The organism is uncultured Flavobacterium sp., assembly GCF_951805225.1.
Classification (GTDB): Bacteria; Bacteroidota; Bacteroidia; order Flavobacteriales; family Flavobacteriaceae; genus Flavobacterium.
In genome coordinates this window covers 3,543,624-3,559,491 of record NZ_OX638201.1, presented here as the reverse complement: position 1 = coordinate 3,559,491, position 15,868 = coordinate 3,543,624, and the positions used below count along the sequence as shown (strand labels likewise).

Annotated in this window: 16 protein-coding genes; 12 read left to right on the top strand and 4 right to left on the bottom strand. The window is 31.8% G+C overall.

What is annotated here, in order from left to right; translation table 11 throughout:
• Positions 1-7: 7 nt before the first annotated feature.
• Entirely contained in the window at positions 8-541 is a 534-nt protein-coding gene (locus WN975_RS14535) for a DUF4199 domain-containing protein (RefSeq protein ID WP_337967158.1), read from the bottom strand.
• Between the two features lie 245 nt (positions 542-786).
• Here WN975_RS14535 and WN975_RS14530 point away from each other — a divergent pair, with 245 nt between their 5' ends.
• From WN975_RS14530 to WN975_RS14510, 5 genes are all read left to right on the top strand, one after another.
• Positions 787-1,041 (top strand): type B 50S ribosomal protein L31, encoded by a 255-nt coding sequence (locus tag WN975_RS14530; RefSeq protein WP_029272307.1) that lies wholly within the window; start codon positions 787-789, stop codon positions 1,039-1,041.
• A 143-nt stretch (positions 1,042-1,184) separates the two neighbouring features.
• On the top strand, positions 1,185-1,757 hold the full coding sequence (locus tag WN975_RS14525) for a Crp/Fnr family transcriptional regulator (protein WP_337967157.1): 573 nt from the start codon (positions 1,185-1,187) through the stop codon (positions 1,755-1,757).
• Positions 1,758-1,809: 52 nt separating this feature from the next.
• Positions 1,810-2,217: a hypothetical protein gene (locus WN975_RS14520; RefSeq protein ID WP_337967156.1), complete on the top strand. Its 408-nt coding sequence runs from the start codon at positions 1,810-1,812 to the stop codon at positions 2,215-2,217.
• Between the two features lie 4 nt (positions 2,218-2,221).
• Positions 2,222-2,746, top strand: a complete 525-nt coding sequence (locus tag WN975_RS14515; protein ID WP_337967155.1) for a nuclear transport factor 2 family protein — start codon at positions 2,222-2,224, stop codon at positions 2,744-2,746.
• A 147-nt stretch (positions 2,747-2,893) separates the two neighbouring features.
• A complete protein-coding gene (locus WN975_RS14510; protein WP_337967154.1) occupies positions 2,894-4,069 on the top strand; it encodes a GlmU family protein in 1,176 nt (391 codons plus the stop codon).
• An 87-nt stretch (positions 4,070-4,156) separates the two neighbouring features.
• On the opposite strand, the gene WN975_RS14505 is transcribed toward WN975_RS14510, so the two are convergent.
• Positions 4,157-4,600: a PepSY-like domain-containing protein gene (locus tag WN975_RS14505; RefSeq protein WP_337967153.1), complete on the bottom strand. Its 444-nt coding sequence runs from the start codon at positions 4,598-4,600 to the stop codon at positions 4,157-4,159.
• 243 nt (positions 4,601-4,843) lie between these two features.
• Here WN975_RS14505 and WN975_RS14500 point away from each other — a divergent pair, with 243 nt between their 5' ends.
• A complete protein-coding gene (locus tag WN975_RS14500; protein ID WP_099709319.1) occupies positions 4,844-6,478 on the top strand; it encodes an ABC-F family ATP-binding cassette domain-containing protein in 1,635 nt (544 codons plus the stop codon).
• 59 nt (positions 6,479-6,537) lie between these two features.
• Here the strand turns inward: WN975_RS14500 and WN975_RS14495 are convergent, their stop codons facing one another.
• Positions 6,538-8,010 (bottom strand): S41 family peptidase, encoded by a 1,473-nt coding sequence (locus WN975_RS14495; protein WP_337967152.1) that lies wholly within the window; start codon positions 8,008-8,010, stop codon positions 6,538-6,540.
• Positions 8,011-8,255: 245 nt separating this feature from the next.
• On the opposite strand from WN975_RS14495, the gene WN975_RS14490 reads away from it, so the two are divergent.
• The 6 genes from WN975_RS14490 to WN975_RS14465 all read left to right on the top strand — a co-directional run bounded on the left by WN975_RS14490 (position 8,256) and on the right by WN975_RS14465 (position 12,863).
• Positions 8,256-8,765 (top strand): sigma-70 family RNA polymerase sigma factor, encoded by a 510-nt coding sequence (locus WN975_RS14490; RefSeq protein WP_099709317.1) that lies wholly within the window; start codon positions 8,256-8,258, stop codon positions 8,763-8,765.
• Complete coding sequence (locus WN975_RS14485) at positions 8,752-9,210, top strand: hypothetical protein (RefSeq protein WP_337967151.1); 459 nt, start codon at positions 8,752-8,754, stop codon at positions 9,208-9,210. The genes WN975_RS14490 and WN975_RS14485 overlap by 14 nt, the downstream gene beginning before the upstream one ends.
• A 17-nt stretch (positions 9,211-9,227) precedes the next feature.
• Positions 9,228-9,755, top strand: a complete 528-nt coding sequence (locus tag WN975_RS14480; RefSeq protein ID WP_337967150.1) for a DUF4252 domain-containing protein — start codon at positions 9,228-9,230, stop codon at positions 9,753-9,755.
• A 5-nt stretch (positions 9,756-9,760) separates the two neighbouring features.
• Positions 9,761-10,297, top strand: coding sequence for a DUF4252 domain-containing protein (locus tag WN975_RS14475; protein WP_337967149.1), 537 nt, complete (start codon positions 9,761-9,763; stop codon positions 10,295-10,297).
• A gap of 165 nt (positions 10,298-10,462) precedes the next feature.
• Complete coding sequence (gene yiaA, locus WN975_RS14470; protein WP_337968995.1) at positions 10,463-10,861, top strand: inner membrane protein YiaA; 399 nt, start codon at positions 10,463-10,465, stop codon at positions 10,859-10,861.
• Positions 10,862-11,030: 169 nt separating this feature from the next.
• Entirely contained in the window at positions 11,031-12,863 is a 1,833-nt protein-coding gene (locus tag WN975_RS14465; RefSeq protein WP_337967148.1) for an AAA family ATPase, read from the top strand.
• 64 nt (positions 12,864-12,927) lie between these two features.
• Here WN975_RS14465 and carB read toward each other — a convergent pair whose 3' ends face one another.
• Positions 12,928-15,783 (bottom strand): carbamoyl-phosphate synthase large subunit, encoded by a 2,856-nt coding sequence (carB, locus tag WN975_RS14460; protein WP_099709310.1) that lies wholly within the window; start codon positions 15,781-15,783, stop codon positions 12,928-12,930.
• Positions 15,784-15,868 lie beyond the last annotated feature (85 nt).

The window sequence follows — 15,868 nt, the reverse complement described above, 5'->3', positions numbered from 1 at the left end:
ATAAACTTTAGGGTTTGTCATTTTTTACGATTGCGCCGACAATTAGTGAGTATACTAAGCCAATGAAAGCATACATGGCAATTGTTACTGGGAAAACAATTAATGGATTCATGAATTTTTTTACCATACCAAGTCCTACTTCCAACTCTTTTGCAGTCATTTCAGGGTTTTTAGCAAGCATTCCGTCTCGCGTAATTTCAAGCATTTCGTTTATGAAATCAGGAAATATATAATTAAAAATCACATTAAAGATTGCATATATCAAAGCTGCGAGGACCGTTATAGAAACTCCGGTTTTTAAACTTTCAGAAAAAGAGATGAAACCGTTGTTAATATCTTTTTTGTAATGATTACATCCTAAGTAAATAAATAATAGTGGTAAAACTAAATAATTTGCAATATTTACAATTACTCCAGCACTAGAATTTACTAATGATTTCATGCCAATTACATACATAATGACAAATTCTAAAACCATTATAACACCGAACAAAACCCCGAACATGGTTCCTGACTTGGCAGGAGATATATTTTTATCCATAAATTTATAATTAATTAATCCACAAATATAGCAATTCCCAATATAATGAGAGGTAAAAAAAGCTTTTTGAATTTAACTAAAAAAAAGTGGGCTAAAGATTTGTATATTAAAAAAGAATTGTAAATTTGCAGACTCAAAATAATTAAAATTTTTAAACAAAAAAAGAGTAACCTTTGTTTACACCTTTTTCTAACCATGGAAAAGCTTCAAAATAAAATGCTCTGAACAATAAATAAAAGAAAAAGATGAAAAAAGGAATTCACCCAGAAAATTACAGATTAGTTGCATTTAAAGACATGTCAAATGACGAAGTTTTTATCACTAAATCTACTGCAGATACAAAAGAAACAATTGAAGTTGACGGAGTTGAGTATCCAGTTGTAAAAATGGAGATTTCTAGAACATCTCACCCTTTTTATACTGGTAAATCTAAACTTATCGATACTGCAGGACGTATTGATAAATTCAAAACTAAATATGCAAAACACGTTAAAAACTAATAACTGTTTTTATTTATACAAAAGCCTTCCAATCGGAAGGCTTTTTTTGTGGTTTAAAATGTCTAAAAGATAATAGTTGTTTAGACGAATCTATGTTACGTGATATTTTTATCTTTGAATAAAATAATTTTAAAAACAATCAAATGGAGTCACTTAGAGATGTTTTTGAAAAACTGGGATTAGAGAAGTGTCATTTTGAAAAGTTTAATAATGAACTCCAGTTTAAAGTTTTAAAGAAAAAAGAACATTTAATTCAGGAAGGTTCTGTTTGTGAATTTATTGGAATAGTAAATTCAGGGAAACTTCGATCGTATGTTCAAAATGATGGAGTTGAATATAATAATGATTTTTATCTTGAAAATAATTTTGTAACCGCTTATACAAGTTATTTAACTCAAAGTCCAACAAACTGCAACATTGAAGCTCTGGCTGAAACTGAAATTATGTACATAACTCTTAAAAAGTTTAATCAATTAATTGAAGAGGATTTTGCATTTTTAAAGTTGGCAAAATATATTTCGGATGATTTTTTTATTAGAAAATGTAGACGAGAAACCTCTTTTCTGAAAAATTCTGCAGCCGAAAGACTGGAAATACTCTATAAAACACATCCGGGAATAGAACAGCAGATTTCTCAATACCATATTGCTTCTTATCTTGGGATTAAACCAGAATCGTTGAGTCGTATAAAACTCTTAACATACATCAATAAATAACTGTTTATTTAGATTCAATTTTGTACTTCAATAATCAATTAATATTTGAAGTATGCCAGCAATTAATCTACAAGTCAGCGGTCAGGAAAATCCTGCTTTGGCAAAAGAGTTAGTACAGACTATTAGCAGTCTCACTAAAGAAATACTAAATAAAAAACCAGAAGTTACTGTTGTAACAGTGTCTTTTATACCAGATTATCTCTGGTTCATCAATTCGAAATCTTTAGCCGAATTAAAGAAAAATAGTTTCTTTCTGACTATTAAAATTTCAGATTCCACAAATTTAAAAGATGATAAAGCAAAGTTTATAGAGGCTTTGCATAATTCTTTGGCTTCAATAATATCGAATCTTCATCCTGTAAGTTATGCCGCAATAGAAGAAATGAAAGCCGATGCTTATGGATATGAAGGTCTTACAATTGAGTATAAAATCATTAAGAATAAAATTTCAAAAGTTTAATTAAATGAAAAAAATCAACATCTTGACATTTGTATTTTTAACAGTAATACATTGTTATGGACAACAAAAAATGGAGAATAAGAAAAAGATTTTGGCTATAATTGATTCCTACTCAAAAAGTGTAATCGAAAAAGATTCTATTGCATTTTATAGTTTGTTTAATGATGATCATGTAGTTTGGTGTGCAGCTGATAAAGACCGAACTAGGACTAGAGAAATTGAGGAAAAAGGAGAAGCAAAATTCGGGAGTAATTATTTTTCAGGATCTTACAAAGATTTTCTAAGAGGCTTATTTAGCTATAAAACTACCGAAGACAAATTTGATAATATTAAAATTATAGAAGACGGAACCGTTGCTTCAGTAGCAATGGATTATAGTTTTTGGGCTAATGGAAAAATGACTAATTGGGGAAGTAAGTATTTAAATCTTATTAAAAGAGATGGTAAATGGAAGATTACAAGTGTAATATATTCTATAGAATTGGTTAAATATTTTAAACAGCCAGATCGTAAAAGCAGAAATAAATAAAAGTAGATCTTAAGCTTACTGTTTTAAATTGTATTTGCCGGTTTTTCTTTTGTTACCATAAGACATTTAATTGCACAAAATAAAATATTCGTAACTTTGAACCTGATAACCAAATCAGATTTTAACAAGTACCAAATATTTTTATTTATGAATTACATTCTTTTTGACGGTCCCGTCCGGAATGCACTATTACCTTTTACGTTTACAAGACCTGTTGCTGATATCTTAATTGGAATCATGACGATTCGTCAAAAATGGGAAGCGCGCTTAGGTTCAACCATAACAACTATTACTGAGGAATATTTATCGGAGAAATTTCCGATGGTAGAATTGGAAGAAAACGTAATGATTAACGCAGCGTATTTACCAAATGATACTCTTGCCGAAATGGTTTCTAATCTAACAACAAATCAGGCGATATTTAAAGGCGATGATGTAATTGCTTTTTTTACAAATGAAAATCAGGAAGGAGTCGATTTTGATTCTTACGAGATAATTCAATACAACGAAGATTCTTTAACGGTTGAACATACATGGGATATTTTCTCTAAAAATGATGCTGCAATTCGTGAAGATTTTATTTATCTGACAGAAGGCAGAAAATCGCAACAAATCCCGAAAAGCGTAAATGTTATAGCGCCCGAAAATATATTTATTGAAGAAGGAGCGAAATTAGAATTTGTTACTCTGAATGCTTCAAGCGGACCAATATATATTGGTAAGAATTCTGAAATCATGGAAGGAACAGTAATTCGTGGCCCTTTTGCTTTATGTGAAAATGCTCAGGTAAAACTGAATGCAAAAGTTTACGGCGCGACTACAGTTGGTCCGGGATCAAGAATTGGAGGAGAAGTTAAAAATTCGGTTCTTTTTGCTAATTCAAATAAAGGGCATGATGGATTTTTAGGTGATTCTGTTTTGGGTGAATGGTGTAATATTGGAGCAGACAGCAACAATTCGAACCTAAAAAACAACTATGAAGAAGTGAAATTATGGAGCTACGAGACTGAAGGGTTTGCAAAAACCGGACTTCAATTTTGTGGTTTAATGATGGGAGATCATAGTAAATGCGGAATCAATACAATGTTTAATACAGGAACTGTAGTAGGAGTGAGCGCGAATATTTTTGGAAGTGGTTTTCCTCGCAATTTTGTTCCGAGTTTTTCTTGGGGTGGAGCGGCAGGTTTTACTACTTATGTAACTAAAAAAGCTTTTGAAACAGCAAGATTAGTTATGGGAAGACGAAACATTGATTTTGATGAAACAGAATCTGCAATCTTAGAACATGTTTTTGAGGAAACTAAAAAATGGAGAAAAGACTAATTTTAATTAGATAATTAGTCAATTTGAAAATTAGATAATTTAGCAAACCCGACAAGTTTTTAGGAACATGTCGGGTTTTGTGTTTTTTTATTTGTCGATCTTGATGAAATCTCCTTTTAGATTGAATTTCAATTCTAAGCCGTTGGTTAGTTTTGTTTCGTATCCTGAAGATCCTAATTCTATTTTGGTTATTTTTTCTTTACGGAAATTTGCTTTTATATAAGAAGCAATTTTTTTTGGAATAATAGAACTTGGCATTTTATTGTCTTTAGCATCAACTTCTTTCCAGTTTCCTTTTTTATCAAATTCGATTTCGGTTTTATTATCAAATTGAACTTTGTATTCTGTAGAGAGGATTTCTTTGTCTTCCAATATATAGCTCGGTTTTTTTGATCCAAAGTGAGTCTTTAAGAAAGTTTGAGCATTTGCCGGTAAAGCTTCTTTTTTAATTACGGTTTTTTGTGCATTTGCAGAAAGTCCAAATATTAATCCTGCAATTAGACAGATCGTCAAGTTTAATTTCGTTCTCATATTTTCCTGATTTTTAAATTCTTATACAAGATAAGATTAAAATTTTGAAATATGAAAAGACAATTGCTGTTTCGTTCGTCACGATTTAGGTATTATTTAATTAGGATTTTATCTAATTAACACATTTTCAAAATTATCTAATTTTCAAATTGGCACATTATCTAATTAAATCTATCTTTGCACCACGAAAAAAATGGGTTAACAGCTAAACGATTAACCGATTAAACAAATTCACAGAAAGTAATGATTACAGTTAACGATATTTCGGTTCAGTTTGGTGGAACTACATTATTTAGCGATGTTTCTTTTGCTATAAATGAAAATGATAAAATTGCCCTTATGGGTAAAAATGGTGCGGGAAAATCGACACTTTTAAAAATAATTGCAGGTCAAAGCAAGCCTTCAACCGGAAGTATTTCGACTCCTAAAGATGCTGTAGTGGCTTATTTGCCTCAGCATTTGTTGACAAAAGATGGTTCTACTGTAATGGAAGAAGCATCAAAAGCTTTTGGTGAAATTTTTAAAATGAAAGCCGAAATCGACGAAATCAATGAGCAATTAACGGTTCGTACAGATTACGAAAGTGATGCTTACATGAAATTGATCGAAAGAGTTTCTGACTTGAGTGAGAAATTTTATGCAATCGAAGAAGTAAATTACGAAGCTGAAGTTGAGAAAATTCTTGTTGGTTTAGGATTCGAACGTGAAGATTTTACACGTCAGACTTCTGAGTTTTCAGGAGGATGGAGAATGCGTATTGAATTGGCAAAAATCTTATTGCAAAAACCGGACTTGATTTTACTGGATGAGCCAACGAATCACATGGATATTGAAAGTATTCAATGGTTAGAAGAGTTTTTGATTAATTCGGCGAAAGCTGTTGTGGTAATCTCGCACGATAGAGCGTTTGTAGATAACATTACAAATCGTACTATTGAAGTTACAATGGGAAGAATTTACGATTATAAAGCAAAATATTCTCATTATTTAGAATTAAGAAAAGATCGTCGTATTCACCAACAAAAAGCATACGATGAGCAACAAAAAATGATTGCTGATAACAGAGCTTTTATTGATCGTTTTAAAGGAACTTTCTCTAAAACAGATGCAGTTCAGTCTCGTGTTAAAATGCTTGAGAAGTTGGTAATTGTTCAGGTTGATGAAGTAGATAATTCTGCATTAAAATTGAAATTTCCACCAGCAGCACGTTCAGGACAATATCCTGTTGTGGTAAAGGAACTTTCTAAAGCATATGGAGATCACGTAGTTTTTAAAGACGCTAATATTGTGATCGAAAGAGGAGAAAAAGTTGCTTTCGTAGGTAAAAATGGTGAAGGAAAATCGACAATGATCAAAGCGATCATGAAAGAAATTGGTATTGATGAAGGAAGTGTTGAAATTGGTCACAATTCTCAAATTGGATATTTTGCTCAAAACCAAGCTTCTTTATTAGACGAAAATGCTACTATTTTTGAAACTATTGATGCTATTGCAGTTGGAGATATTCGTACTCAGATTAAAAATATTCTTGGAGCATTTATGTTTCAGGGTGATGATATTACTAAGAAAGTAAAAGTGCTTTCTGGAGGAGAAAAAACACGTTTGGCAATGATTAAATTATTATTGGAGCCTGTTAACTTATTGATTTTGGATGAGCCTTCGAATCACCTTGATATGAAGACTAAAGATATTATTAAAGATGCATTGCGTGATTTTGACGGAACTTTAATCTTGGTTTCTCACGACCGTGATTTCCTTGACGGATTAGCAACTAAGGTTTTTGAGTTTGGAAACAAACGTGTGAAGGAACACTTTGAAGATGTTGCCGGTTTCCTTGCTCACAAGAAAATGGATTCTATGAGAGAAATCGAAAAATAGATTACAGTTTTATAATATAAAAAAAACCGAAGTTATTAGCTTCGGTTTTTTTATGTGATTTATTTTAATGCTCTTAAAAGTCCTTCGGGAGCTTTTTCGAGATACATTTGATTTTTGAAGCCATTCATAGCTTTAGAATCTGTAAAAGGTTGTAATGCTTTTTCGTTTCCTTCCTGAGTTCTTTTTGCAGTTGAACCAGTAATGTTTGAAATTGCAATATTCAATAATGGCTCAGATGGATCTCCTAAAGTTCCTAAGTTTCCAATAAGTTCTTTTTGCTCAATAGTTGGTTTTAAACCATCAGTATATTCGCCAAAATCAGCAGCATTTACGATTTTTAAAACCAAAGGCTGCATAGCATATTTGTGATTTGGATTTCTGTTTGTTTTTCCAAAAGTTGGAGAATCATAAACTGTAATTGAACCTACGTTTTTACCTACAGTTGTTTCACCTACTTTAACTACAGTAATATATGGTACTAAACCATTTATAACTAATTCACTTGCAGATGCAGTTCCACCAGTTGTAATAACATAAATTTTGGTCAAATTCAGACTGTTAATTGGAGCTCCGTCCATTTTGTCAACAAATCTGTCATTAAGAGATTCTGCATCTTCACTTTCGTAATAAGCATTTACTTTAGGGTTCCATTTTATTTTAGCGAAAATTTTATCTTTAAATTGTCCGGTAATCATACTAGCCAAACGTGTTGCTGTTTGAATAGAGCCACCTCCGTTATATCTTAAATCCAAAACAAAATCAGTAATTCCCTGAGCTTTTAATTCGGCGAAAGCTGCATTTAGTTGAGCATCATAATTGCCATAAAATCCGTTGTACATCAAATACCCAATTTTATGACTTCCTGAAACAATCACTTTATTAATATAAATTGGATTTTCGTCTAAAGTTGTTTTCGCTAAAGAAACCGTCTTACCATTTGTTGTAACAGTGTTTCCGTCGTAAGTAGCAAGATTAAGCGTATAACTATCAGCTCCTAAAAGTGCTTGATAATTTGAAGCTGTTAATTGAGTTCCGTTTACTCCAGTGAACAAATCGCCGCGTTTTATAGCTTTGGTTGATGCATTAGAATTTGGAAGGATATAGCGCACAAAACCTACAAGTTCTGTTGTGCTTCCTGGTTTGTAACTAAGTCTGAAATCTACACCATCATTTTTAGAAGTTCCCTGAAGTTCTTGTTCTAAGACAGTATAATCTTCAACAATCCAGCTAAAACGATCAATTGCCTGACCTTTTGGGAATTTGCTAATTGGTTTGTTTAGTAAATCCTGAAATAAATTTTCAGGAGTAGAATATCCTCTTAAAAATGAATTTAAAGCTTCTTGGTTACTAAAGCGATTATCAGCTAAATTAGGCACATCTGCTTGCCATAAATAATATTGATTTAATCCTTTCCAGATAAAATTATTGATCTGCAAATCAGCTGGAGCTGCGACATCATCTTGATCCTCACAAGATTGCAAAGAAAATGCAAGTAGGAATAAGAGTAATACACTCTTTAAAATTGTTTTCATATAGTGGTATCTATGTAGTACTAACGTAAAAATAGTATCTTTAGTTTTAACTATAATAAGTTTATTTCATTTTTTTTAAGAAAAAAAATAAATTAGGCTGTAACAAAAAGAATTGTGCCTCGTCTTGACTATATAAGCTAACGGGTAATCTTTCGGTTTATAGAGTGAAAAGAGCTTAAAATAGTTCAAATTATTCTTAAAACCGGTGAATTACACAAGTGACCAAAAAACCAAAATAATCGTATATGAACCAGATTGTGTTTATAGAATTAGTAAATCCTTTTAAAGACAAAGTTTTTCGTCTGGCAAAACGATTGCTTACCAGTACCGAGGAAGCTGAAGATGCTACTCAGGAGGTAATGGTGAAATTATGGAATAAAAAAGACAATTTGGATGCATACAATAATATAGAAGCTGTTGCGATGACAATGACTAAAAATTATTGTCTGGATCAGCTAAAATCGAAAAGAGCGGGAAATCTTAAAATAGTTCATAACAATTTTACGGATCGGGAACCTCAATTAGATAAAAAGCTCGAAGATTCTGATAGTCTGGAATGGGTTGAGAAAATTATAAGTCAGTTGCCTGAACAACTTCAAATATTAATTCAGTTACGCGATGTTGAACAATATGAATTTGATGAAATCGCAAAAATTGTCAACATGAATGAAACGGCTATTCGGGTGGCACTTTCGAGAGCGAGAAAAAAAATAAGAGAATCAATGGTTAATACACACAGTTATGGAATTAGATAAAATAGAAAATATATTAGAAAAATACTTTCAGGGAGAAACTTCTATTGCAGAAGAAAAGGAATTAAAAGAATACTTTTCGTCATCAAATGTTGCGCAGCATTTGGAGCAATACAAACCAATGTTTGGTTATTTTTCTCAGGTAAGAGAACAAAAATCGACGCAGGAAATACCACTACAAACTAAAAAACGAAATGTGGCGTGGTTGTCAATTGCGGCTTCAGCTGTTCTTTTACTAGGAATAGGGACCTTTTTTTATGTGAGCCAAAAACCTGCAGATCCGGTTGTAGCGCAATCAGAATTAGGAACCTATGACAATCCTGAAGAAGCACTTGCGGCAACGCAAAAAGCTTTAGCATTATTGTCAAACAATGTTAATGTAGGTATCGAAAGTGTACAATACGTTAAAGAATACGAACAATCAAAAAACAAAATTTTTAAACAATAATTTAAATTCAATCAAAAATGAAAAATTTCATCATAACACTAGTTTTCGCATTTGTTACACAAGCTTTTTATGCACAAGGTGCTTTTGACAAATTTGATGGTCAGGACGACGTAACATCTGTAATTGTAAACAAAAAAATGTTTGATTTAATGAGTAAAGTTAAAGTTGATGCTTCTGACAAAGAAACACAACAATATATTAACCTGATCAAGAAATTAGACTACTTAAAAGTGTTTACTACCAAGAATGCAAAAGTTGAAGCAGACATGAAAGCTTCAGCAGATAAATACATCAAAACGGCAGGTTTAGAAGAATTAATGCGTGTAAATGACAGCGGTAAAAATGTTCGTATAATGGTAAAATCAGGCGCAAGTGATACGCAAATTAAAGAATTGCTTATGTTTGTTGACGGCGCAAAAAATGACGAAACTGTTTTGCTTTCTCTAACCGGTAATTTTGATTTAAACGAAATTTCAGTACTAACAGATAAAATGCAACTTCCTGGTGGTTCTGATCTTAAAAAAGCTTCTAAAGGCAAAAAATAATAATTATGAAAGCAAACGTTTTTACTACAGCTCTTTTAGTATTGCTAACTTTAGTAAGTTGTAATTCTGAACCTTCATTGCAGAAGTATTTTGTGCAAAACAGTGATAATAAAGATTTTATTGCGCTCGATGTTTCGCCTAGCATTTTGAATTTAGATAAAACAAAATTATCTGCAGAACAAAGTGAAGCTTTGAATTCTTTCGACAAAATGAATATTCTGGCTTTCAAAGCAAATGATAAAAATCAAGTGCAGTTTGAAACAGAAAGAACTAAGGTTAAAGCAATTCTGAAAGATCCTAAATATCAACAATTAATGACAGTTGGTTCTGGTAAAGACGGTGCATCTGTAAGTTATGTTGGCACTGACGATAATATCGAAGAATTTGTGATTTTTGCTAACAGAAAAGAAAATGGTTTTGCAGTGGTTCGCGTTTTAGGAAAAAATATGAATCCTAATAATATTATGACCTTAATGAGCGTTTTAAAACAATCAAATATTAATATGGACCAATTGAAACCTTTACAGCAATTAATGAAATAATACATTCTTACTTTAAATTCGAAAAAAGCTCCATGAAAATGGAGCTTTTTTTGTTTAACATTTTAGAAGATTATACGTAATAATATTTATTTCGTTTTATTATAATCAGAATCTTATTTAATTATATTTGTTGCTAACCAAAACATGACTATTAAATTAAAGAATATGGTACAAAAAACATCGAATGCCTTTATAGCGGCATCTTGGGTAGCTCTTGGAGCTGGAACAGTAGGTTTTATCGTTGGACTTGCAAGAGCCGAAATGTTATTAAACGAAAAGGGATATTATTTTACAGTTTTAATGTTTGGATTATTTGCTGTTGTTTCATTGCAAAAAAGTGTAAGAGACAGACTTGAAAAACTTCCTGTAACTGATATCTACTATGGGATTTGTTGGTTCGGAACGCTGTTATCTATTGTGTTATTAGTTGTTGGACTTTGGAACGCGACTATTCTGCCAAGTGAAAAAGGTTTTTATGCATTTGCCTTTTTGCTGGCACTTTTTGGTGCAATTTCAGTACAAAAAAACACAAGAGATAATGTGGTATTCGAAAAAAGCGAATAAACATAAAAGATCAAAAATAAAAAAGCTCCAATTACTTGGAGTTTTTTTTATATCAGAATTCAAGATTATTTTCTCAAATATATTTTCTTCTATAGTATAGTTCGTGGAATTGATCGTCTTTCCGACATTTAAAAATCATTACTTTTAATCTTAAAAACAAACAAACATTATGTATATAACAAAATTTAATCTTCAAAATTACAAAAGCTTCTATAGTACAAATGATGTCGAATTAAATGCTGGTATAAATATAATTACTGGACAAAATAATGCTGGAAAAACAGCCTTACTTCAGGCTTTAAGTTTAGATTTTAGAGGAAATCCTCATAAAAGCAGCAAAACTATACAAACAATTCAATCAACATTTTCACAAAAATCTACGTTAAATATCGAACTATCTGTTTCAAAAAAAGAAATAAAAATTTTTTTCTTAAACCATAATATTCCAGGAGGTCAGTTTTTTATGAACCAATTAAAAAATGGAGATATAAATTTATTTGATTTAAATAATGATCGCTTTTTTGATTCTTATTTCGACAATGATATTAATAAAATACTATGTGTAATAGAAAATGGTCAACTTAAATCATCAGCTTTTCATCTTGAATCTACTGTCAAAAGCAATTTCTCAAATGCATTTCATCATGACATATCTAAACAAATAAAATTCACTCTAGAAACTTCAAGTCAGAATGACTTTTCTATTCACATAGTCAATAAGCTAATCGCTCGATTTTATTGTTTTAAAGCCGAGAGACTAAATATAGGTAAATCAAATTTTGGAATTAATAATATTTTAAATTCAGATGCATCAAATCTACCTGAAGTTTTAAATATACTTCAAGGAGATAAAATTCGATTCGAAAGATACAATTCGTATGTTCGCAAAATATTTCCACAAATTTATCAAATATCAATTAGACCATTTAATGACCAAAGTAATCGTGTAGAAATAGTGGTTTGGAACGAAAATCCTGAATTAGAAAGAAGTGATTTAGTTGTTCCATTATCAGAATGTGGAACCGGCATAGGACAAGTTTTAGCAATATTGTATGTGATTTTAACTTCGGATATCCCTAAAGTGATTATTATTGACGAACCAAATAGTTTTCTTCATCCTGGAGCAGCAAAAAAACTCATTGAAATCTTAAAAGAACATTCGCAACATCAATTTATTATTTCTACACATTCGCCTGCAACAATTGCTGCATCAAATCCGCAAACAATTCACATTGTTAAATATAAGAATGCGGAAAGCAAAATAGAAACCGTAGACCTACAAGAAACTAATAATCAGCAAAATTATCTTGCTGAAATTGGTGCAAAACTTTCAGATGTTTTTGGAGCAGATAGCATTTTATGGGTAGAAGGAAAAACTGAAGAAATTTGTTTTCCAAAAATAATTGAAAAAATTAATGGAATTTCTTTAATGGGAAATGTTGTACTTTCTGTAATTAATACAGGAGATTTTAATCAAAAAAAGAATGCCGACTTGATTTTTAAAACTTATGAAAAATTGAGTACTGGAAAAGGATTATTACCTCCTGCAATTGGTTTCTTTTTTGATAGTGAAAAATTGACTAAGACTGAAAAAGAAGATTTAGCGAGAAAAAGTAAAAACTCAGTAGTTTTTACTAAAAGAAAAATGTTTGAAAATTATCTTCTAAATATTGATGCTATTTTTGACGTTTTAAATGCTATTCCAGAAATAAGTAGTCTTAAGATTACTCTAGGAGTGATCAATAATTGGATAGAAGAAAATAAATGGGAAAAAAAGTTTATAAATCAATCTTACATTTCCAAAGGTAAAAATGAAACCAATTGGCTAGATAATGTTGATGGAGCTGAATTTCTAAAAGTATTATTCTCTGCTATTACAAACAATACTGTAACTTTCGACAAAATCAAACATTCAGTATTGCTTTGTGAATGGATAATTAAAAACTCCTTTGATGATTTAAAAGACATTGAAGAAACTTTATCTGGTTTTCTGAAAAAATAAATCCTTTATATATAGAAAAAGCTCCAAGTAATTGGAGCTTTTTCTATATATAAAGGATTTGAGATTATTTACTCAAATACATTTTTCTTCTAGAGTACAATTCGTAGAATTGATCGTCTTTTAAGTCATCAATAAACAAGATACTTTCTCCAGTTGATTTCATTTCTGGTCCTAATGCTTTGTTAACATTATGGAATTTGCTGAAAGAGAAAACCGGTTGTTTGATCGCATATCCTTTTAATTGCGGATTAAAATCAAAGTCAGTTACTTTATTATGTCCTAACATTACTTTTGTAGCGTAGTTTACATAGGGCTCTCCGTAAGCTTTTGCAATAAACGGTACCGTTCTTGAAGCTCTTGGATTTGCTTCGATAATATAAACTGTATCATCTTTTATAGCAAACTGAATGTTGATTAAACCAACTGTTTTCAGTGCTCTTGCGATTTTAAAAGTATGATCTTTAATTTGTTGCATTACGAATTCTCCTAAGTTAAAAGGAGGTAAAGTAGCGTTACTATCTCCAGAGTGAACTCCGCAAGGTTCGATATGCTCCATAATTCCTATGATGTAAACATTTCCGTCAGCGTCACAAATTGCATCAGCTTCAGCTTCGATTGCTCCGGCCAAATAATGATCTAAAAGTAATTTGTTTCCTGGAATCGTTTTCAATAAGTTGATAACGTGTTCTTCAAGTTCTTTTTTGTTGATTACAATTTTCATTCCCTGACCGCCTAATACATAAGAAGGACGAATCAATAATGGGAAGTCTAAGGTATCTGCAAGAGCAGAAGCTTCGTCAGCAGTTTCAGCAATTCCGAATTGTGGGAAAGGAATATGTAATTCTCTCAATAAATCTGAGAAACGTCCTCTGTCTTCCGCTAAATCAAGTGCGTCAAAACTAGTTCCGATGATTTTTACTCCGTATTTAGATAATTTCTCGGCTAATTTCAAAGCTGTTTGTCCACCTAATTGAACAATTACACCTTCTGGTTTTTCGTGCTGAATGATGTCGTATATATGTTCCCAGAAAACAGGCTCGAAATATAATTTATCAGCTGTATCAAAATCAGTTGAAACCGTTTCAGGGTTACAGTTGATCATGATTGTTTCGTAACCACATTCTTTCGCGGCCAAAACTCCGTGTACACAAGAATAATCAAACTCAATTCCTTGTCCAATTCTGTTTGGTCCAGAACCAAGAACGATGATTTTCTTTTTATCAGTTACAATACTTTCATTGTCTACATAACGCTCACCGTTTGCTTTTTCGATTTCAGCTTCAAAAGTAGAGTAGTAGTAAGGTGTTTTTGCTTTAAACTCAGCCGCACAAGTATCAACCAATTTAAACACACGGTTGATATTTTGATCCATACGTAAAGTATGTACTTCGCTTTCAAGACAATTTACCATGTGAGCAATTTGTCTGTCAGCAAAACCTTTTTGTTTCGCTTCAAGCAAAAGTTCTTTAGGAAGATTTGATACTTTATAGTTCGAAATTTCTTTCTCTAAAGTATAAAGTTCTTCGTATTGTTTTAAGAACCACATATCGATTTTTGTGATTTCATGAATACGGCTCAACGGAATTCCCATTGCGATTGCATCATAAATTACAAAAACACGATCCCAACTTGCAAAAGTTAGTTTCTCGATAATTTGTTCGTAGTTTTTATATCCTTTTCCGTCAGCACCTAAACCATTTCTCTTAATTTCAAGAGATTGAGTTGCTTTGTGTAAAGCTTCCTGGAACGAACGTCCAATTCCCATTACTTCACCAACAGATTTCATTTGAAGACCTAAAGTTCTGTCAGCACCTTCGAATTTGTCAAAGTTCCAACGTGGTATTTTTACGATTACATAGTCTAAAGTCGGTTCGAAAAGAGCCGAAGTAGATTTTGTAATTTGATTTTGTAATTCATCAAGATTGTATCCTAAAGCAAGTTTAGAAGCAATTTTAGCAATTGGATAACCAGTCGCTTTAGATGCTAAAGCAGAAGAACGAGATACACGAGGATTAATCTCGATTGCTACGATGTCTTCTTTTTCGTCTGGTGAAACTGCGAATTGTACGTTACAACCTCCGGCAAAATTTCCGATACTACGCATCATTAAGATTGCATAATCACGTAATTTTTGGAAAGTTGTGTCAGATAATGTCATTGCTGGTGCAACTGTAATCGAATCTCCGGTATGAATTCCCATTGGATCCATGTTTTCGATTGAACAAATGATTACAACATTATCGTTTTTATCTCTTAAAAGTTCTAACTCATATTCTTTCCATCCCATTAAAGCTTTGTCGATCAAAACTTCATGAATTGGTGATGCTTCAAGACCACGAGTTAAAAGCTCATCAAAATCTTCTTTTTTGTAAACAATTGCAGCTCCAGTTCCTCCAAGTGTAAACGAAGGACGAATTACTAATGGAAAACCAAATTCCTGAGCAATTTCTTTTCCTTCTAAGTAAGAAGTAGCAGTTTTTGCAGGCGCAGTTGGTACATTAATTCTTTCAAGAAGTTGTTTAAACTGCTCTCTGTCTTCAGTAATATTAATTGCGTTAACGTCAACTCCAATTAATTTTACTCCAAAATCCTGCCAGATTCCTTTTTCTTCAGCTTCCAAACACAAGTTCAAAGCCGTTTGTCCACCCATTGTAGGTAAAACAGCATCAATTTGTGGATGTTCCTTTAGAATTTCAATTATCGATTTTGTAGTTAATGGTTTCAAGTAAATGTGATCGGCCATACTTGGGTCGGTCATAATTGTCGCTGGATTTGAGTTTATCAAGATAACTTCAATTCCTTCTTCACGAATAGAACGTGCAGATTGAGATCCTGCATAATCAAATTCGCAAGCTTGTCCAATAACAATAGGTCCTGAACCTATTATTAAAACTGATTTTATTGATGTGTCTTTAGGCATTTTGTATGTATTGTGTAGTTATTATAATATGTATTCAAAAACATTCACAGTGCTTTAGAAACTAGAATGTTACAAATTTTTTACC